Below are 18,647 nucleotides of genomic sequence, written 5' to 3' on the forward strand. Positions count from 1 at the left end.
TGTGTATAAGAGACAGGTGCTGATCCGGGCGTAACCGCCCGGCGCGCTCGAGGGTGACCAGACCGTACAGGGCGGCCCACACCACCTCGGTCAGCGTGTCGGGGTCCCGTGGGCCCGCGACCATCGCCACCGCCGCCCGTAATTCCGCGAAGGCCGCCGTCAGCTCGGCCGGAGTGTCCTCGGCGGCGAACGGCAGCGTCGTCGCGCGGGTGAACATCGCGTCGAAGAGGGCGGGTTTGTCCCGAGCGAACCCGATGAACGCCCGGGCCACCCGCGTCACCGCATCCCGCCCGTCGGTGGCGTCGCCGCGGGCGCCGCGCAGCGCGTGCGCGAGCTCGCCGAATCCCTCCACGGCGACCGAGGCGGCGATGTCCTCCATGCCGGAGAAGTGTTTGTAGAGCACCGGTTGGCTGTATTCGATCTCGGCGGACAGCCGACGGGTGGTGACGGCGTCCCAGCCCTCTTCCTCGGCCAGCTTGCGCGCGGTAGTGGTGATCAGCGCGCGGCGGGCCGCCCGTTCGCGTGCCCTGCGGTCCTCGATGGCCATGCCGTGATACTAGCGCCGATATCAATGCTAGCGGTGCTATTGACACACTGAATCCTAGGGGTTAGCGTTGCTAACACCTACGGAGACGAGGAGTCGCATCATGGTTGCCACGTTGTTTGCGGTCGTTGCGGTGCTGGGGACCGGGGTGGTCTACGGCACCGACGTGTTCTGCGCGATGGTGCAGCGCCCCGCGCTGGCCCGCGTCGACGACCACGCCCTGCTCGCGGTGATGGGCAACGTGCATCGCTACGGTGACCGCCGGATGCGACTACCCGGCCTGCTCGGCCTGGCCGCGGCGGCCATCAGCGCGGCGCTCGCTTCGGCGTTCGGCCGCTGGGCGCAAGCCGGCGCTGCCGGCGCCGCCGTCGCCCTGCTGCTGGTGTGGCTGCTGCTCTACCTGAAGGTGAGCGCGCCGATCAACCGGCAACTCATCGCCGGCGCCGACCGGCCCGAGCTGCCCACCGATGCTCGGGCGCTGCAACGCGACTGGGACAAGGTGATCACGCTCAGGGCCACCCTGCAGGGCCTGGCCGTCACCGCGCTGTGCCTGTCAATGCTGGTTTGAACCGAAAGGGGTATCGAAAATGTCCGTAGCCAAGAAGGTCGGCCGCCTGGTGATGCGCGCGGCTCCGTTGTTGAACACGCCGGTCGCGGCGATTGCGTCCTCGCCGCGCTTGGGTGCACGGCTCCAGCGCAGCATCACACTGGTCACCTACACGGGTCGGCGCTCGGGACGGACCTTCTCGATCCCGGTGGCCTACCGGCGCCGCGGCGACGATGTCGAGATCGTCGCGAACATGCCGGATACCAAGACGTGGTGGCGCAACTTCGTCGGCGAAGGCGCTCCGCTGTCGCTGACGCTGGATGGCACCGAACGCGCCGGCCATGCGATCGCTCACCGAGACGCCAAGGGGCGTGTCACTATTCGCGTCCGCCTCGCAACCCGCTAGTCGACCTGGTAGCGCGGGAAGACGCCGGCCGGCGCGGGCAGCGCCGTGCCGGGCGCCAGCCGGGTGCCGATGGCGTCGAACCCGCGCTGCTCGGGCGGTTGGCCGAGCAGATCCAGCAGCTTGCTCGCCGAGTCGGGCATCACCGGCTGAATCAACAGCGCCGCAATGCGAACCGCCTCACACGTCGTGTAAAGCACTGTGGCGAAACGCTTTTGGTCCGCCTCCGCGTCGCTCTTGCGCAACACCCACGGCTGCTGGGCCGAGAAGTACTTGTTCGCGTCGCCGAGCATCAGCCAGATCGCTTCCAACGCCAGGTGCATGGCCTGCCCGTCGAAGCTGACCCGGACCCGCTCCAACAACCCGTCGGCCGTCGCCAGCAGCTCGGCGTCCGCGGCACTCAGCTCACCGGGCTCGGGCACCACCCCGTCCAGGTTCTTGGCCACCATCGACAACGACCGCTGGGCCAGGTTGCCCAGCTCGTTGGCCAGGTCGGTGTTGATCCGGGTGATAATGGCCTCTTCGCTGTAGCTGCCGTCCTGGCCGAACGGCACCTCGCGCAACAGGAAATAGCGCAGCTGGTCCACGCCGAACGTATCCGCCAGCGCGACGGGGTCGACGACGTTGCCCACCGACTTGCTCATTTTCTCGCCCCGGTTGAGCAGGAACCCGTGCGCGAAAACCCTTCGCGGCAAATCGATCCCGGCCGACATCAGAAACGCCGGCCAGTACACCGTGTGGAAGCGGATGATGTCCTTGCCGATCATGTGCAGATCCGCGGGCCAATAACGTTGGAACATCGCCGAATCGGTGTCCGGGTAGCCCACCCCGGTCAGGTAATTGGTCAGCGCGTCCACCCAGACGTACATGACGTGATCGGGATGCTCGGGCACTTTCACGCCCCAGTCGAACGACGTCCGCGAGATCGACAGATCCCGCAGACCGCCCGAGACGAAGCTGACCACCTCGTTGCGCCGCACGTCGGGCGCGATGAAGTCGGGGTTGGCCTCGTAGTGGGCCAGCAGCTTGTCGGTATACGCCGACAGCCGGAAGAAATAGGTCTGCTCCTCGGTCCAGGTGACCGGCGTGCCGGTTTCGACGGCGACCCGGATGCCGTCGACCTCGGCGGTCTCCGATTCGACGAAGAACCGCTCGTCGCGCACCGAGTACCACCCGGCGTAGCTGTCCAGGTAGATGTCGCCGGCCGCTTCCATCCGCCGCCAGATCGCCTTGGATGCCTCGTGATGGTCGGCGTCGGTGGTGCGGATGAACCGGTCGAAGGAGATGTTCAGCTTCTCCTGGAGCCGCTGGAAGATGTCGGAATTGCGCCGCGCCAGATCGGCGGTCGGGATGCCTTCGGCCGCCGCCGTCTCCATCATCTTGAGGCCGTGCTCGTCGGTGCCGGTCAGGAAGCGCACGTCGAAGCCGTCGAGCCGCTTGAACCGGGCGATGGCGTCGGTCGCGACGTACTCATACGCGTGCCCGACGTGCGGATTGCCGTTGGGATACGTGATCGCGGTGGTGACGTAGAAGGGCCTCATCGAGAGTCCACCTTATTGTGTGCGCGTGAGCTCCAAACCGCGAGAACGCCGAGAACGCGAAGCCCCGCCCGCCCCGGATCCGCTGGCGCCGCTGATCGACGCCCATACCCACCTGGACGCGTGCGGCGCGCGCGACGCCGAGGACGTGCGCGCGATCGCCGACCGGGCCGAGGCGGTCGGGGTGGGGGCGATGGTCACCATCGCCGACGACCTGGATTCGGCGCGCTGGGTGACGCGGGCCGCCGAATGGGATCCGCGCGTCTACGCCGCGGTGGCCTTGCACCCCACCCGCGCCGACGCGCTGGACGACGACGCCCGCAGCGAGATCGAGCGCCTGGTGGCGCATCCCCGGGTGGTGGCGGTGGGGGAGACCGGCCTGGACCTCTACTGGCCCGGCCGGCTCGACGGCTGCGCGCGACCGGACACGCAGCGGGACGCCTTCGCCTGGCACATCGACCTGGCCAAGCGGTGCGAAAAACCCCTGATGATCCACAACCGCGAGGCCGACGCCGAGGTGCTCGACGTGCTGGCGGCCGAGGGCGCTCCCGACACCGTGATCTTCCATTGCTTCTCGTCGGACGCCACGATGGCCCGCCGCTGCGTGGACGCCGGGTGGTTGCTCAGCCTGTCGGGGACGGCCAGCTTCCGCAACGCCCGCGACCTGCGCGAAGCCGTTCCACTGATCCCGCTGGACCAGCTGTTGGTGGAAACCGATGCGCCGTTCCTGACGCCGCACCCCTACCGCGGGTCGCCCAACGAACCGTATTGCCTTCCTTATACTGTGCGAGCGATCGCGGAATTGGTGGGTCGTCCCGCCGAAGAGCTGGCGCGGGCCACCACGAGCAACGCCCGGCGGGTCTACGGAATGGCTCGGGCATAAGTCGCCCGACGGGACGATTGCGTTAACAAACCCTCGCCGGAGTTGCTCAACTTTGGCCGGTTCGTTACCGTCTTGTGATCGAAAGGGATGGGGCCTACGGGCCCTTATTTGTCGCTTGGTGCTGATTAGGTCGTTGGAGTGCTTGCTGTGTTCGGGATAGACGCGCGTTGACTGTATTAACAAAACTGCATCAGACCCCCTCCCCGATGCTGCGACTGATCGTCGGAGGCCTGCTGGTAGTTCTGGCGTGCGCCGGCGGATTCGCGGTCTCCGCGTGCAAGACGGTGACGCTGACCGTCGACGGGATCGCGATGCGGGTGACCACCATGAAGTCGCGGGTCATCGACATCGTGCAGGAGAACGGCTTCGCCGTCGACGAGCGGGACGACCTGTACCCCGCCGGGGACGTCAAGGTGCACGACGCCGCCAACATCGTGTTGCGCCGCAGCCGGCCGCTGCAGATCTCGCTGGACGGCCACGACACCAAGCAGGTGTGGACGACGGCGTCGACCGTCGACGAGGCGCTGGCCCAACTCGCCATGACCGACACCGCCCCGGCCGCGGCCTCCCGCGGCAGCCGGGTCCCGCTGGCCGGCATGGCGCTGCCCGTCGTCAGCGCCAAGACCGTCCGCATCACCGACGGCGGCGCGACCCGCACGGTCCACCTGCCGGCGCCCAACGTCGCCGGCCTGCTGAGCGCCGCCGGCGCGCCGCTCCTCGAGGGGGATCAGGCCACGCCCAGCGCGTCCTCGCCCATCGTCGACGGCATGGAGATCCAGGTCACCCGTAACCGGATCCAGCGGGTCACCGAGCGAATGCCGTTGCAGCCGAACGCCCGTCGCGTCGAGGACCCGGACATGAACATGAGCCGCCAGGTCGTCGAGGACCCGGGCAGCCCGGGCACCCAGGACGTCACGTTCGCGGTGGCCACCGTCAACGGCGTCGAGACCGGCCGGTTGCCGATTGCCAACACCGTGATCACCCCGGCCCGCGACGCCGTGGTGCGGGTGGGCACCAAGCCCGGCACCGACGTGCCGCCGGTGACCAACGGCTCCATCTGGGACGCGATCGCCGGCTGCGAGGCCGGCGGGAACTGGGCGATCAACACCGGCAACGGCTACTACGGCGGTGTGCAGTTCGACCAGGGCACCTGGGAGCGCAACGGCGGGCTGCGGTTCGCCGCGCGCGCCGACCTGGCGACTCGGGAAGAGCAGATCGCCGTGGCCGAGGTGACGCGGGCGCGTCAGGGCTGGGGTGCGTGGCCGGTGTGCAGCGGAAGAGCTGGTGCGAGCTGACCGTCCGGCTGCTCGGTCGCACCGAGATCAGGCGGCTTGCCAAAGAACTTGACTTCCGGCCACGGAAATCGCTCGGCCAAAACTTCGTTCACGACGCCAACACGGTCCGGCGGATCGTCTCGACCTCCGGCGTGGGTCGGTCCGACCACGTGCTGGAGGTCGGTCCGGGTTTGGGTTCGCTGACCCTGGCCCTGCTGGAGCGCGGCGCCACCGTCACCGCCGTCGAGATCGACCCGGTGCTTGCCGAGCGGCTGCCGCAAACCGTCGCCGAGCGCTCGCACAGCGAAAGCCAGCGACTCACCGTGGTCAACCGCGACGTGTTGACCCTGCGCGGCGACGAGCTGGCCGCGCAACCCAACGCGGTCGTGGCCAACCTGCCCTACAACGTCGCGGTGCCCGCGCTGCTGCATCTGCTCGCCGAATTCCCGTCCATCAGGACCGTGACCGTCATGGTGCAGGCGGAGGTGGCCGAACGCCTTGCCGCCGAACCCGGCGGCAAGGACTACGGCGTGCCCAGCGTCAAGGTCCGCTTCTTCGGCACGGTCCGACGCTGCGGCATGGTGTCGCCGACCGTCTTCTGGCCGATTCCGCGCGTCTACTCCGGGCTCGTCCGCATCGACCGCTACGCCGCCGCGCCGTGGCCCACCGACGAGGCGTTCCGCCGACAGGTGTTTCAGCTGGTGGACATCGCGTTCGCGCAGCGACGCAAGACGGCGCGCAACGCGTTCATCGAGTGGGCCGGCTCGGGCAGCGAGTCGGCGAACCGGCTGCTGGCCGCCAGCATCGACCCGGCCCGCCGCGGTGAAACGCTGTCCATCGACGACTTCGTGCGGCTGTTGCGGCGGTCGACCGGATCGGCCGGTACCACCCCGCCCGCGGCCCAACAGCAGCCGTCCCCGAGCTGAGGGCGGCGCCGCTGCGTGTGGTTGGCTTCTCGCAGCGATAGTCTGCTGCGGTGGTCGACATGACTGGCGGCAATACCGCCGCCCAGTGGGTGCCCACCGGGTCGGTCACGGTTCGAGTGCCCGGGAAGGTCAACCTGTATCTGGCGGTCGGCGACCGCCGCGAGGACGGCTATCACGAGCTGACGACCGTGTTTCAGGCGGTTTCGCTGCTCGACGAGGTGACGGTCCGCAACGCCGACGTGCTCTCCCTCGAGCTCGTCGGCGAGGGCGCGGACAAGCTGCCCACCGACGAACGCAACCTGGCCTGGCAGGCCGCCGAGCTGATGGCCGAACACGTCGGCCGGGCGCCCGACGTCTCGATCATGATCGACAAGTCGATCCCGGTCGCCGGCGGGATGGCCGGTGGCAGCGCCGACGCGGCGGCCGTGCTGGTCGCCATGAACTCGCTGTGGGAGCTCAACGTGCCGCGCCGCGACCTGCGCATGCTCGCCGCGCGGTTGGGCAGCGACGTGCCGTTTGCGCTGCACGGTGGCACCGCGTTGGGCACCGGCCGCGGCGAGGAGCTGGCGACCGTGTTGTCCCGCAACACGTTCCACTGGGTGCTGGCGTTCGCCGACGGCGAGCTGCTCACGCGCAAGGTGTTCGCCGAGCTGGACCGGCTGCGGGAGGCGGGCGACCCGCCGCGGCTCGACGGCCCCGGCCCGGTGCTGGCGGCGCTGGCCGCCGGCGACTCCGAACAGCTGGCGGCCCTGTTGGGCAACGAGATGCAGGCGGCCGCGGTGAGCCTGAACCCGAAGCTGCGCCGGACCTTGCGCGCGGGCGTCGAGGCGGGCGCCCTGGCGGGCATCGTGTCCGGCTCGGGCCCGACGTGCGCCTTCTTGTGCCCCTCGGCGGGCTCGGCGGTGGACGTGGGCACCGAGGTCTCCGGCGCGGGCGTCTGCCGCACGGTGCGGGTCGCCAGCGGGCCGGTCGCCGGGGCGCGCGTGGTTCCCGCGCCCACCGAAGTGTGAAAATCGACCCAAAACGCGCATTCGTTTGGGCTGTTCCCTAAGAGGAGTTTAAGATAATGCGCGGTGACGGGTAGCTCTGAGCAAGAACTCTTATTGTCGTCGTCCGCCGGGCCCTCCGGCGGACGACTAGCGCTTGGGGGCTCATCGCCGATTCGAGACCTAACCGCCGCCCGACTGTGTTTGCGCGCCTGCTTCGAAGTGTTATCCAGTGGGCGGAATATGAGATCCCGGGCGTTGGGGCAAGCGCCGGAACCGAGGAGGTTTGTGTGAGCAGGTTTACCGAGAAGATGTACCACAATGCCCGCACCGCGAAGACGGGCATGGTCACCGGTGAACCCCACGAACCGGTCCGGCACACCTGGGGAGAGGTCCACGAGCGCGCTCGCCGCATCGCCGGCGGCCTGGCCGCCGCCGGAATCGGCCTCGGCGACGCCGTGGGGGTGCTGGCCGGCTTCCCGGTCGAGATCGCCCCGACGGCGCAGGGGCTGTGGATGCGCGGGGCCAGCCTCACGATGCTGCACCAGCCGACGCCGCGCACCGACCTGGCCGTGTGGGCCGAAGACACCATGAACGTCATCGGCATGATCGAGGCGCAAGCCGTCATCGTCTCCGAGCCCTTCCTGGTGGCCACCCCGGTGCTCGAGGAGAAGGGCATCAAGGTCCTCACCGTGGCCGACCTGCTGGCGTCGGAGCCGATCGACCCCGTCGACGTCGGCGAGGACGACCTGGCGCTGATGCAGCTGACGTCGGGGTCCACCGGTTCCCCGAAGGCCGTGCAGATCACCCACCGCAACATCTACTCCAACGCCGAGGCGATGTTCATCGGTGCCCAGTACGACGTCGACAAGGACGTCATGGTCAGCTGGCTGCCCTGCTTCCACGACATGGGCATGGTCGGGTTCCTGACCATTCCGATGTACTTCGGCGCCGAGCTCGTCAAGGTCACCCCGATGGACTTCCTGCGCGACACGCTGCTGTGGGCCAAGCTCATCGACAAGTACAAGGGCACCATGACCGCGGCGCCCAACTTCGCCTACGCGCTGCTCGCCAAGCGGTTGCGCCGCAACGCCAAGCCCGGTGATTTCGACCTGTCCACGCTGCGGTTCGCTCTGTCCGGCGCCGAGCCCGTCGAACCGGCCGACGTGGAGGACCTGCTGGACGCGGGTAAGCCGTTCGGCCTGAACCCGTCGGCCATCCTGCCGGCCTACGGCATGGCCGAGACCACCCTGGCCGTGTCGTTCTCGGAGTGCAACGCCGGTCTGGTCGTCGACGAGGTCGACGCCGACCTGCTGGCCGCCCTGCGCCGCGCGGTGCCCGCCACCAAGGGCAACACCCGCAGGCTGGCCACCCTCGGCCCGCTGCTGCAAGACCTCGAGGCGCGCATCATCGACGAGAACGGCGACGTGATGCCCGCCCGCGGCGTCGGCGTCATCGAGCTGCGCGGCGAGTCCCTGACGCCCGGCTACCTGACCATGGGCGGCTTCATCCCGGCGCAGGACGAGAACGGCTGGTATGACACCGGTGACCTCGGCTACCTGACCGAGGAGGGCCACGTCGTGGTGTGCGGCCGCGTCAAGGACGTCATCATCATGGCGGGCCGCAACATCTACCCCACCGACATCGAGCGGGCCGCCTGCCGCGTCGACGGGGTGCGCCCCGGTTGCGCCGTCGCGGTGCGACTGGACGCCGGCCACTCCCGCGAGACGTTCGCCGTCGCCGTCGAGTCCAACGCGTGGCAGGACCCGGCCGAGGTGCGCCGCATCGAGCACCAGGTCGCCCGCGAGGTGGTGGCCGAGGTCGACATGCGGCCCCGCAACGTGGTGGTGCTCGGGCCGGGCACCATCCCGAAGACGCCGTCGGGCAAGCTGCGCCGGTCGCATTCGGCCACCCTGGTCACCTAGCACCTTTCAAGGCGCCTACCAGGCGTGGACGCGGTTCTGCGCCGGCTCCAGCCCGAGTTCGATGAGTAACTCCGTGGCGTCGGCGGCCTGCTCGCAGATGGTCGGCACCTCGGTGCGCTCGGCGGCGGAGAAGTTCTCCAGCACGAAGGCCGCCGGGTCTTTGCGTCCCGGCGGTCGGCCGATGCCGATGCGGACCCGCGCGAACTCCTTGGTGCCCAACGCGGCCGCCACCGAGCGCAGCCCGTTGTGGCCGCCCTCGCCGCCGCCGATCTTGAGCCGGATGCGGCCGAAGTCGAGGTCGAGGTCGTCGTGCACGACGACGATGTCGGCCGGCGGCACGGAGTAGAACTTCGCCAACGGCCCGATCTGGCGGCCGGACTCGTTCATGTAGCAGCGCGGCTTGGCCACCAACACCGGGTGGCCGGCCAACCGGCCGCTGACCACCTCGGCGCCGGACCGCTTGTGCACCTTGAACTTCGAGCCCAGCCGGTCGGCGAGCAGGTCGGCGACCATGAACCCGAGGTTGTGCCGGGTGCGGGCGTAGTTGTCCCCGGGGTTGCCCAGGCCGACCACCAGCAACGGCTCGGCCACGTTGCGATCCGCCTACTCGGACTCGTCCGCGGACGCCTCGGCCTCGCCGGCTTCCTCTTCCGCGGGGGCTTCCTCGCCCTCGGCGGCCTCGCCCGCGCCCTCTTCCTCGAGGTCCTCGGCGGTCGGCGCCACCACGACGTTGACCACCAGCATCTCCGGGTCGGAGATCAGGTTGACGCCCCGCGGCAGCGTGATCTGTCCGGCGGTGAACTGGGTACCCGGCTCGGCGCCCTCGACCGACACGGTGAGGTTTTCGGGAATCGACAGCGCCTCCGCCTCGATCTCGATGGTGTTGGTGTCCTGAGTGACCAGGGTGCCGGGCACGGCGTCGCCCTCGACGACGACGGTGACCTCCACGACCACCTTCTCCCCGCGGCGCACGACCAGCAGGTCGGCGTGCTGGATGGTGCGGCGGATCGGGTGGATGTCGAGCGCCTTGGTCAGCGCCAGCTGTTCCTTGCCGTCGATGTCGAGGGTCAGCACCGCGTTGGTGCCCGCGTGCCGCAGCACGGCCGCGAAGTCGTGGCCCGGCAGCTCGAGATGTTGCGGGTCGGCGCCGTGGCCGTAGAGGACGGCGGGAATCCTGCCCTCGCGGCGGGCCCGGCGGGACGCGCCCTTGCCGGTCTCGCTGCGCACCGTGGCGGTCAGTTGGTTGCCTGCGGACTTGGCCATCGTGTCGCTCCTGTGTGCTCAGTGCCTGAGTGTGGGGGCACGGCCAGGGTCGCGACAGTTCGTCGGTCTCCGTCGATAACGGTGCTGGCTGGCCAGCCACCCTCGCCGTGACGCCCGGTCAGGTTAGCGCATGTGCACCTCAGAGCGGAAATTTGGTGCCGGTGAGCTGCTCGGACAGCTCCCACAGCGCCGCGGCCATCTTCGGGTCCCGCGCCGCCCGGCTGCGCCCCACCGGCTGCGTGCGGCCCATCTGGCCGAACCGCGGGCCGACGAAGGTGTCGCCCGGAAGATCCTGCGACGCCGCGTACAGCGTCTGGCGGGCGCCGAAGTCGGCGTCGGTGGCCACCACCCGGGTGACCGCCGACATCATCGCGTCACCCAGCTTGCGGCCCGAGGCGCCCTGCAGGTTGGTGTGCGAGTAGCCGGGGTGAGCGGCCAGCGCGCGCAGCGGGGAACCGGCCGCGGCGAGGCGCCGCTGCAGCTCGCTGGTGAACAGCAGGTTGGCGAGCTTGGACTGGCTGTAGGCCAGCCACGGCGAGTACCGGCGCCGCTCCCAGTTCAGGTCGTCGAGGTTGATCCGCCCCGCCCAGTGCGCCATCGACGACACGGTGACCACCCGATCGGTGAGCTTGGGCAGCAGTAGGTTGGTGAGCGCGAAGTGTCCGAGGTGGTTGGTGCCGATCTGGCTTTCGAAGCCGTCGATGGTCTGCGCGTAGGGGGCCGCCATGATCCCCGCGTTGTTGATCAAGACGTCGACCTTGTCGACGCCCCCGGCGAATTCGCGCACCGACGCCAGGTTCTGCAGGTCGAGCGAACGCACCTCGACCGGGCCGGTCTGGGTGCCCCTGATCTGCAGCGCGGCCTTCTCGCCCTTGCGGATGTCGCGGACCGCCATGATCAGCGTGGCCCCGCGCCGCGCCAGCTCGCGCGCCGTCACCGCGCCCAGCCCGCTGTTGGCCCCGGTGACGATGACGGTGCGCCCGGCGAACGAGGGCAGGTCTGCGGCGGTCCAGTTCGTCATGGCTGACGAGCCTAGTGGGGCTCGTTCACGACGTCGAAGGCCACGGAGTCAGGCGGGTGTTGGACCGACCGCGTAGCCGCGCGCGCCGGACAGGAATCGATCTGCGCGTTCTGGCGGATGTTCTGCCCCGTCTCGGACGCGATGCTGGCTACCATGAGCCAACACGCGGAGATGCCGCAGCTGACCTGGAGCGATTTGGGCGTGGGCGAGTTGCTGCCGACGGGAACGGTCACGTTGCTGCTAGGCGACGTCGAGGGGTCTACGCGGTTGTGGGAGACCGAGCCCGAAAAGATGACCGCCGCCCTGGCACTTTTGAACAAGACCGTCGACGAGGCTGTCGCCGCGCATGACGGGGTGCGTCCGCAAGAGCAGGGCGAAGGGGACAGCTTCGTGACCGCTTTCGCGCGTGCCAGCGATGCGGTGGCGTGCGCGCTGGCGTTGCAACGCGCGCCGCTAGCGCCGATCCGGCTGCGCCTCGGGATCCACACCGGCGAGATTCAGCTGCGCGACGATGCCAACTATGCGGGACCCACCATCAATCGCGCGGCGCGGCTACGCGATCTGGCGCACGGGGGGCAGACGGTGTTGTCGGGGGCGACGGAGCCGCTGGTGGTCGATCGCCTTCCGGACGGGGTGTGGCTCACCGATCTCGGCAATTACCCGCTGCGCGACCTACCCCGCCCGGAACGCGTTGTGCAGCTGTGTCATTCGGACCTGCGCAACGAGTTCCCGCCGCTTCGGGTGCGCAGCGGCGTTCCATCGCACAATCTGCCGACCCAATTGACGAATTTCATTGGGCGCCATGAGCAAATGGCCGAGCTGGGTCAGCTGGTGGCCCACAACCGGTTGGTCACCCTGACGGGCGCCGGCGGTGCGGGCAAGACTCGACTCGCCGCCGAAGGCGCCGCCCGACTAAGCCGCGAGTTCGCCGACGGCGTGTGGTATGTCGACCTGGCGCCGACCACCAATCCCGCAATGGCGCAGGTGGCCGTGGCGCGCACACTCGGCGTGCCCGATGTCGCCGGGCTCTCCACTTTGGAGCTCCTCGTGCGGTTCTTCGCAGAAAAATCGATGTTGCTCTTGCTCGACAACTGTGAGCATCTGCTCGATCCGTGTGGTGCCTTGGTCGTCGAGCTGCTCGCGGCTTGCCCGAAACTGACGATCATTGCGACCAGCCGTGAGCCGCTTGGAGTTCCCGGCGAGCTGACCTGGCGCGTCCCGTCGCTGCCCATCACCGACGAGGCCGTCGAACTGTTCGCGGACCGGGCCAGGCGGATACGGCCGGAATTCCATGTCGGAGAGAACAACCGCGCGCTGGTCGAAGAAATCTGTGAACGCCTTGACGGCATGCCGCTGGCCATCGAGCTTGCCGCGGCACGAGTTCGGGCGCTATCGCTATCGCAGATCGTCCACAGCCTGCATGACCGATTCCGGTTACTCACCGGCGGGGCGCGCACCGCAGTGCGCCGCCAGCAGACACTGCGCGCCTCTGTGGACTGGTCGCATGCGCTTCTGACAGAGCCAGAGCGGGTGTTGTTCCGGCGACTAGCGGTCTTCAGCGGTGGGTTCGATCTCGGCGCCGCCCAGGCGGTCGGCGCCGTCAGCGACGTAGAAGGCTATCAACTACTGGACCAACTCAGCCTGCTGGTCGACAAATCGTTAGTGGTGGCCGACGACACCGCGGCCGGCATGCGCTACCGGTTGCTCGAAACGGTGCGGCAATATGCGCAGGAAAAGCTCGGCGAGTCCGGCGAGGCCGACGAGATACGCACCCGGCATCGTGACTACTACGCGGCCACGGCCATCGAGTTGGAGTCGCAAGGACTGGCCGGTCTTGAGCAGCTGCTGCGTTGGGCGGACGCGGAGATTGACAATCTGCGGGCGGCGTTCGCATGGAGCCGGGAGAAGGGCGACCGCGAGACGGCGCTGAGACTGGTGTCCGCACTGCAACTGTTTTGGTTGACGCGCAGCCGTTTCCGCGAGGCTTTCGCGGCGTTCGAAGCCGTTCTGACCGATGAGCGCGATCCGCAGATAGCACTTGAGGTGTGGGTGCGCGCGGTCGCCGATCAAAGCGCGATCGCCGTGTGGATGGGCGTCCCCGCTTGCCCGGATCGGGCCCGCGAAGCCCTGGCTCTCGCGCGCCAGTGTGACGACCCGGCGTTGATCGGTCGAGGCCTGATGGCGTGCGGTTCGGTGGCGATATACAGCGCTGAACTCGCACAGCCATATTTTGCCGAGGCGATCGAACTGGCTCGAACCGCCGGCGATCGGTGGAGCCTGTGCCAAATCTTCACCTATCAGGCGACCATGTCCTATTACGCCGGCGAACCGATCGCGGCGGCCGCGTCCGCCGTAGAAGGGCGTGACCTCGCGGATTCCGTCGGCGACAACCTTCATTCGCGGCTTTGCCGGGAGTGGCTCGGCTCGGCCCTCGCCATGGAAGGACATCTCGCAGACGCGGTTGACGTATTGGGTTGCTTGGCAGCGGATTCCGCGGCCGCGGGGGACCTGCCCATGTCGATCATGGTGCAGGTAGCGCGCAGCATAACGCTCGCCTACAAAGGTGAGGCGGCTGCCGCGCTGAGCGCGGCACAATCAGCTTCCGAGGCGGCGAACTCGCTGGGAATCTACACGGACGCAGTGTATGTGGCGTTGGCGGCGGCCAACCTTGCCGCCGGCGAGACGGCTACTGCCAGACAAGCGGCGGAGGAGGCCTGGCGGCAGACCACCCCGCTACGCGAAATCTGGGTCAGGGGAGCCAGTCAAACAGCCGAGGTCTTTCTGGCATGCGGTGATTTGGCCGCAGCGCGCCGCTGGGCCGATGACACCGTCGCCGTGGTACCGGGCTGGTACCGGATGTCGGCCCTGACACAACGCGCCTACATCGCAGTGGCTCAAGGTGACCAAGGCCAGGCCGAGCGCGATGTTCACGACGCCCTGGAGATCGCCACCGGTACGCGGGCATACCTACGAGTGACGGACATCCTGGAGTGTCGGGCACGCCTGGCGGCCGACGATCGCCAACTCTCCTACGCAGCGCGCCTCTTGGGCGCAGCGGACGGCGTTCGTCGGTCCATCGGGGCAATCCGTCTCCCGATGTATCAAGCGGGGTACGACGCTTTGGTCGAGACGGCACGGGAATCGTTGGGGATTGATGGCTTCGACACTGCCTGGGCGGAGGGAGCGGCGTTGTCCACCGAGGAGGCGATCGCCTACGCGCAACGCGGCCGCGGCGAGCGCAAACGCCCAGCTACCGGCTGGGCATCGCTAACCCCCATGGAGAACGATGTGGTGCGCCTCGTGCGGGAAGGCCTGGGGAACAAAGACATCGGTGCCAGGTTGTTCATCTCACCGCGCACGGTACAGACCCACCTCACCCACGTGTATGCCAAACTCGGCATCGCCTCGCGGATGGAGCTCTTCAAGGACCAGCGCCCCACGTGACGCACCGGGATTGCCGCCACGGCTGTGGTTCGGGTGCCGACCACGACCGTGGCGGCAATCTGGGCGGGGCCGAAGATCACTTCGCGGCGACGACGAAGCTCCGCATGATCGCCTCGATGTCGGAGGACTGCTCGACGGCCTGGTTGGCCAGGCCGGTGATGGTGAGCTGAACCAGGTATCGCTGATTGGGGGGCTTGGAACCGGTGGCGATGACGATCCGGTTGAAGCTGTGCAGCCGGGTGCCGTCCAAGTCGTAACTGCCCTGGATCATCGACGACGGGAAGCCGTCGTACGGCGCCGTCGAGGCGTCGAGCTGCTTGAAGTCCTCGAAGAGTTGGGCGTCGTCGTTGCCGTGCTGGATCACCTGGGCCGGATCGAAATTGCCATTAAGCTTGAACACCACGAGCCTGGCCGTCGGATACTTGTTGCCCTTGGAGATCATCACGGTCTCGGGTGCGATGTGCGGGTTGTTCGCCGCCGACCAGCCCGGCGGTGTCGGGATGGATACCGTCAGGTCCGGCAGGTTGCCCGGCGCCACCTGCTGCCCGGTGACGCCGATGTTCTGCAGGTACTGCGACAGCGGCACCGGCTTCGCGGCCCTCGTCGTGGTGGTGGTGGTCGTCGGGGTGGTCGACCAGATCGATTGATAGTCAGGCGTTTTCGGGCCGCACGCCGCAGCGGGCAGTGTCAGCGCGATGGCCGCGGCCGCACACGCACGTCTCACAGAATCTCGCGGACGGCGTCGACCGGCCGGGCCAGCCGGGTGCCCTTCGGGGTGACGACGAACGGTCGTTCGATCAGGATCGGGTGTTCGACCATCGCGTCCAGCAGCTGGTCGTCGGTCGCGTCGGCGAGGTTGAGCTCGGAGTACAGGGATTCACGCTTGCGCACGGCCGTGCGCACGTCGATGCCGGCGTCGCGGATCATCCGAACCAGCTCGGCCCGAGACGGCGGGGTCTTCAGGTACTCGACGATGTTCGGCTCGAAACCGTTGTCCCGCAACAAGTCCAGTGTCTTGCGGGAGGTACTGCATTTGGGGTTGTGGTAGATGACGGTGTCGGCCATCTAGGCGTCTCCGTCGAAAAGCCCCGTGACGGAGCCGTTTTCGAAGACGGCGCGAATGGTGCTGGCCAGCAGCGGCGCGATGGACAAGACCGTCAGCTGCGGGAAACGCTTCTCCTCGCCGATCGGCAGCGTGTTGGTGACGATGACCTCGCGGGCGCCGGACGCCGCGAGCCGCTCGGCGGCCGGATCGGACAGCACGCCGTGGGTGGCCGCGATGATCACGTCGGCGGCGCCGTCGTCGCGCAACAGCTGCACCGCGCCGGCGATGGTCCCGCCGGTGTCGATCATGTCGTCGATCAGCACACAGGTCCGCCCCTCCACCTCGCCGACGACGCGGTTGGAGACCACCTGGTTGGGCACCCGCGGGTCCCGGGTCTTGTGGATGAAGGCCAGCGGGACACCGCCCAGCGCGTCGGCCCACTTCTCGGCGATGCGCACCCGGCCCGAGTCGGGGGAGACGACCACCATGTTGCCGTCGGGGTAGTTGTCCCCGATGTAACCGGTCAGCAGGTTCTGCGCGCGCATGTGGTCGACCGGCCCGTCGAAGAACCCCTGGATCTGGTCGGTGTGCAGGTCGACGGTCACGATCCGGTCGGCGCCCGCCGTCTTGAGCAGGTCGGCCACCAGCCGCGCCGAGATGGGCTCGCGGCCGCGGTGCTTCTTGTCCTGCCGGGCGTAGGGGTAGAACGGCATGACCGCGGTGATCCGCTTCGCGCTGCCCCGCTTGAGCGCGTCGATCATGATCAGCTGTTCCATCAGCCAGTCGTTGACCGGCGCCGGGGCGGACTGCAGGACGAACGCGTCGCACCCGCGGACGGACTCGTGGAATCGGACGAAGATCTCGCCGTTGGCGAACTCCCGCGCCGTCTGGGCGGTGACGTGGACGTCGAGCTCCTTGGCCACCTGCTCGGCCAGTTCCGGATGCGCACGCCCGGAGAAGAGCATCAGGTTTTTGCGGTTATCGGTCCAGTCGTGGCTCAACGCACTGCCCTCGCCGTATCGGGATCGGGAATGGGACGCCCCATCGTACGTAGCGAATGGTACGGAAATATGGCCGGGTTACCAGATACCAAAATCACCATGTCTATTCGGGTGCGGATGTTTCGCCGGGGTTGCCGGCGGCTTTCTCGGCCGCTTGGGCCGCCGCGCTGCCCGGCCGCTTGCGTTTGACCCAGCCCTCGATGTTGCGTTGCGGGCCGGCGGACACCGCCAGCGCGCCCGGCGGGACGTCGTCGCGGACCACGGTTCCGGCGCCGGTGTAGGCCCCGTCGCCGACCGTGACCGGCGCGACGAACATGGTGTCCGACCCGGTGCGCACGTGCGAGCCAATGGTGGTGCGCGACTTCGATGTTCCGTCGTAGTTGACGAAGACGCTGGACGCCCCGATGTTGCTGTGCTCGCCGATGTCGGCGTCGCCGACGTAGGTCAGGTGGGGGACCTTGGTGCCGGTGCCGATCGTGGAGTTCTTGGTCTCGACGAACGCCCCGAGCTTGCCGTCGTCACCCAGCACGGTGCCGGGCCGCAGGTAGGTGAAGGGGCCGACGGTGGCGCCGGCACCGATGGACGACGACGTGCCGTGGGTGCGCACCACCGATGCGCCGTCGCCGACGGTGACGTCGGTGAGCGTGGTGTCGGGACCGATGACGCAATGGCCGCCGAGTTGGGTGCGGCCGAGCAGCTGCGTGCCGGGGTGGACGACGGTGTCGCGCCCGATCGTGACGTCGACGTCGATCCAGGTGGTGGCCGGGTCGACGATGGTCACACCGGCCATCTGGTGGGCGGCGACGATCCGGCGGTTGAGTTCGGCGCCCAGCTGCGCCAGCTGGACGCGGTTGTTGACGCCGGCCACCAGCGCGCTGTCGTCGACGTGCTGGGCGTGGATGGCCTGCCCGTCCCCGCGCAGGATGGAGATGACGTCGGTCAGGTAGAGCTCGTGCTGGGCGTTGTTCGAGCTCAGCCGGCTCAGCGCCGAGCGCAACGCCGCGACGTCGAAGGCGTACACCCCGGCGTTGACCTCGCGAATGTCGCGCTGCGAGGGGGTGGCGTCGGCGTGTTCCACGATCGCGGTGACCTCGTTGTCCTGCGTGCGCAGGATGCGGCCGTAGCCGCTGGGGTCGGCGAGCGTCGTGGTGAGCACGGTCGCGGCGGCCGATCCCGCGTTGTGCGTGGCGATCAGCTCGGCCAGGGTGTCGGCGTCCAGCAGCGGCGTATCGCCCGAGGTGACGACGACCACGCCGGCGTAGTCGTCGGGCAGCGCCGACAGGCCGCAACCGACCGCATGGCCGGTGCCCCTCGGCCGGTCCTGCAGGGCGACCTCGATGCCGCGGCCCAACGCGTCGGCCGCTTCGGCGACCAGCGGCGCGATGCGCTGGTGATCGTGGCCCAGCACCACCACCAGGTGCTGCGGCGCGACCTTGGTGATCGCGTGCAGCAAATGGGACAGCATGCTGCGCCCGGCGATGGTGTGCAGCACCTTGGGGGTGTCCGAGCGCATCCGGGTGCCGGGCCCGGCCGCGAGCACCAGGACCGCGGTATCACCACGAGACGCCACGCTTCTCCTTTCGACGCGAGCGTGCGGGTCGGTACGCCGACACGCCGTTAAGCGTGTCACCTCATGGGCGCTCGCGGCAAAGGGCTCGTGCCTTTTGGGGCTCCGTCGCCAGGACTCGAACCTGAACTCTCAGAACCAAAATCTGATGTGCTGCCGATTACACCACGACGGATTGCGGGCCCCGGAGGCCCACGCCAACAAGACTCTAGACGGTCGGCGGGCCGATCGCGGCGGCAAGGGAAAGACGGCCGGATCGGTGCGGGCGACGCTATAGGCT

At 68.6% G+C, this 18,647-nt stretch carries 17 protein-coding genes and 1 tRNA gene; 8 read left to right on the top strand and 10 right to left on the bottom strand.

Features of this window, described 5'->3' with window-relative positions:
* The coding region (locus tag WU80_RS12715) for a TetR/AcrR family transcriptional regulator (protein ID WP_055405767.1) at positions 1-547 on the bottom strand (547 nt) is incomplete at its 3' end.
* A gap of 100 nt (positions 548-647) precedes the next feature.
* On the opposite strand from WU80_RS12715, the gene WU80_RS12720 reads away from it, so the two are divergent.
* On the top strand, positions 648-1,112 hold the full coding sequence (locus WU80_RS12720) for a DUF1772 domain-containing protein (protein WP_055403057.1): 465 nt from the start codon (positions 648-650) through the stop codon (positions 1,110-1,112).
* A gap of 19 nt (positions 1,113-1,131) precedes the next feature.
* Positions 1,132-1,497 carry a nitroreductase/quinone reductase family protein gene (locus WU80_RS12725; protein WP_055403059.1) on the top strand — a complete coding sequence of 122 codons (366 nt, stop codon included), beginning with the start codon at positions 1,132-1,134 and terminating at the stop codon, positions 1,495-1,497.
* On the opposite strand, the gene metG is transcribed toward WU80_RS12725, so the two are convergent.
* A complete protein-coding gene (metG, locus tag WU80_RS12730; RefSeq protein WP_055403061.1) occupies positions 1,494-3,035 on the bottom strand; it encodes a methionine--tRNA ligase in 1,542 nt (513 codons plus the stop codon). The genes WU80_RS12725 and metG overlap by 4 nt on opposite strands.
* 19 nt (positions 3,036-3,054) lie before the next feature.
* Between metG and WU80_RS12735 the strand changes: the two genes are divergently transcribed.
* From WU80_RS12735 to WU80_RS12755, 5 genes are all read left to right on the top strand, one after another.
* Positions 3,055-3,915 (top strand): TatD family hydrolase, encoded by an 861-nt coding sequence (locus WU80_RS12735; RefSeq protein WP_055403063.1) that lies wholly within the window; start codon positions 3,055-3,057, stop codon positions 3,913-3,915.
* A gap of 167 nt (positions 3,916-4,082) precedes the next feature.
* Positions 4,083-5,210: a resuscitation-promoting factor gene (locus tag WU80_RS12740; protein ID WP_197281225.1), complete on the top strand. Its 1,128-nt coding sequence runs from the start codon at positions 4,083-4,085 to the stop codon at positions 5,208-5,210.
* A complete protein-coding gene (rsmA, locus tag WU80_RS12745) occupies positions 5,174-6,115 on the top strand; it encodes a 16S rRNA (adenine(1518)-N(6)/adenine(1519)-N(6))-dimethyltransferase RsmA (RefSeq protein ID WP_055403067.1) in 942 nt (313 codons plus the stop codon). Before WU80_RS12740 ends, rsmA begins: the two co-directional genes overlap by 37 nt.
* Positions 6,116-6,174: 59 nt before the next feature.
* On the top strand, positions 6,175-7,125 hold the full coding sequence (locus WU80_RS12750; RefSeq protein WP_055403115.1) for a 4-(cytidine 5'-diphospho)-2-C-methyl-D-erythritol kinase: 951 nt from the start codon (positions 6,175-6,177) through the stop codon (positions 7,123-7,125).
* Between the two features lie 266 nt (positions 7,126-7,391).
* On the top strand, positions 7,392-9,026 hold the full coding sequence (locus tag WU80_RS12755) for a fatty acyl-AMP ligase (RefSeq protein ID WP_055403069.1): 1,635 nt from the start codon (positions 7,392-7,394) through the stop codon (positions 9,024-9,026).
* Positions 9,027-9,041: 15 nt separating this feature from the next.
* Here the strand turns inward: WU80_RS12755 and pth are convergent, their stop codons facing one another.
* The 3 genes from pth to WU80_RS12770 all read right to left on the bottom strand — a co-directional run bounded on the left by pth (position 9,042) and on the right by WU80_RS12770 (position 11,310).
* Positions 9,042-9,617 carry an aminoacyl-tRNA hydrolase gene (gene pth / locus WU80_RS12760; protein WP_055403071.1) on the bottom strand — a complete coding sequence of 192 codons (576 nt, stop codon included), beginning with the start codon at positions 9,615-9,617 and terminating at the stop codon, positions 9,042-9,044.
* A 12-nt stretch (positions 9,618-9,629) separates the two neighbouring features.
* Positions 9,630-10,289, bottom strand: a complete 660-nt coding sequence (locus WU80_RS12765; RefSeq protein ID WP_055403074.1) for a 50S ribosomal protein L25/general stress protein Ctc — start codon at positions 10,287-10,289, stop codon at positions 9,630-9,632.
* Positions 10,290-10,428: 139 nt separating this feature from the next.
* A complete protein-coding gene (locus WU80_RS12770; protein ID WP_055403076.1) occupies positions 10,429-11,310 on the bottom strand; it encodes an oxidoreductase in 882 nt (293 codons plus the stop codon).
* 153 nt (positions 11,311-11,463) lie between these two features.
* Here WU80_RS12770 and WU80_RS12775 point away from each other — a divergent pair, with 153 nt between their 5' ends.
* Positions 11,464-14,754, top strand: a complete 3,291-nt coding sequence (locus WU80_RS12775) for a LuxR C-terminal-related transcriptional regulator (RefSeq protein ID WP_156349531.1) — start codon at positions 11,464-11,466, stop codon at positions 14,752-14,754.
* Between the two features lie 76 nt (positions 14,755-14,830).
* On the opposite strand, the gene WU80_RS12780 is transcribed toward WU80_RS12775, so the two are convergent.
* The 5 genes from WU80_RS12780 to WU80_RS12800 form a co-directional block, all read right to left on the bottom strand.
* Complete coding sequence (locus WU80_RS12780; protein WP_055403078.1) at positions 14,831-15,478, bottom strand: LpqN/LpqT family lipoprotein; 648 nt, start codon at positions 15,476-15,478, stop codon at positions 14,831-14,833.
* Complete coding sequence (gene arsC, locus WU80_RS12785) at positions 15,475-15,819, bottom strand: arsenate reductase (glutaredoxin) (protein ID WP_055403080.1); 345 nt, start codon at positions 15,817-15,819, stop codon at positions 15,475-15,477. The genes WU80_RS12780 and arsC overlap by 4 nt, the downstream gene beginning before the upstream one ends.
* A complete protein-coding gene (locus WU80_RS12790; RefSeq protein ID WP_055403082.1) occupies positions 15,820-16,800 on the bottom strand; it encodes a ribose-phosphate diphosphokinase in 981 nt (326 codons plus the stop codon). It abuts the gene before it with no gap.
* A 103-nt stretch (positions 16,801-16,903) separates the two neighbouring features.
* A complete protein-coding gene (gene glmU / locus WU80_RS12795; RefSeq protein ID WP_055403083.1) occupies positions 16,904-18,370 on the bottom strand; it encodes a bifunctional UDP-N-acetylglucosamine diphosphorylase/glucosamine-1-phosphate N-acetyltransferase GlmU in 1,467 nt (488 codons plus the stop codon).
* A 100-nt stretch (positions 18,371-18,470) separates the two neighbouring features.
* Positions 18,471-18,542, bottom strand: a tRNA-Gln gene (locus tag WU80_RS12800).
* Positions 18,543-18,647 lie beyond the last annotated feature (105 nt).

Origin of the sequence: Mycobacterium sp. UM_11 (genome assembly GCF_001414075.1) — a bacterium.
Taxonomy (GTDB): domain Bacteria; phylum Actinomycetota; class Actinomycetes; order Mycobacteriales; family Mycobacteriaceae; genus Mycobacterium.

Coding starts and splice junctions, on each gene's coding strand:
- WU80_RS12720 (WP_055403057.1), top strand. CDS start 648: ATGGTTGCCACGTTGTTTGCGGTCGTTGCGGTGCTGGGGACCGGGGTG.
- WU80_RS12725 (WP_055403059.1), top strand. CDS start 1,132: ATGTCCGTAGCCAAGAAGGTCGGCCGCCTGGTGATGCGCGCGGCTCCG.
- metG (WP_055403061.1), bottom strand. CDS start 3,035: ATGAGGCCCTTCTACGTCACCACCGCGATCACGTATCCCAACGGCAAT.
- WU80_RS12750 (WP_055403115.1), top strand. CDS start 6,175: ATGACTGGCGGCAATACCGCCGCCCAGTGGGTGCCCACCGGGTCGGTC.
- WU80_RS12765 (WP_055403074.1), bottom strand. CDS start 10,289: ATGGCCAAGTCCGCAGGCAACCAACTGACCGCCACGGTGCGCAGCGAG.
- WU80_RS12770 (WP_055403076.1), bottom strand. CDS start 11,310: ATGACGAACTGGACCGCCGCAGACCTGCCCTCGTTCGCCGGGCGCACC.
- WU80_RS12775 (WP_156349531.1), top strand. CDS start 11,464: ATGAGCCAACACGCGGAGATGCCGCAGCTGACCTGGAGCGATTTGGGC.
- arsC (WP_055403080.1), bottom strand. CDS start 15,819: ATGGCCGACACCGTCATCTACCACAACCCCAAATGCAGTACCTCCCGC.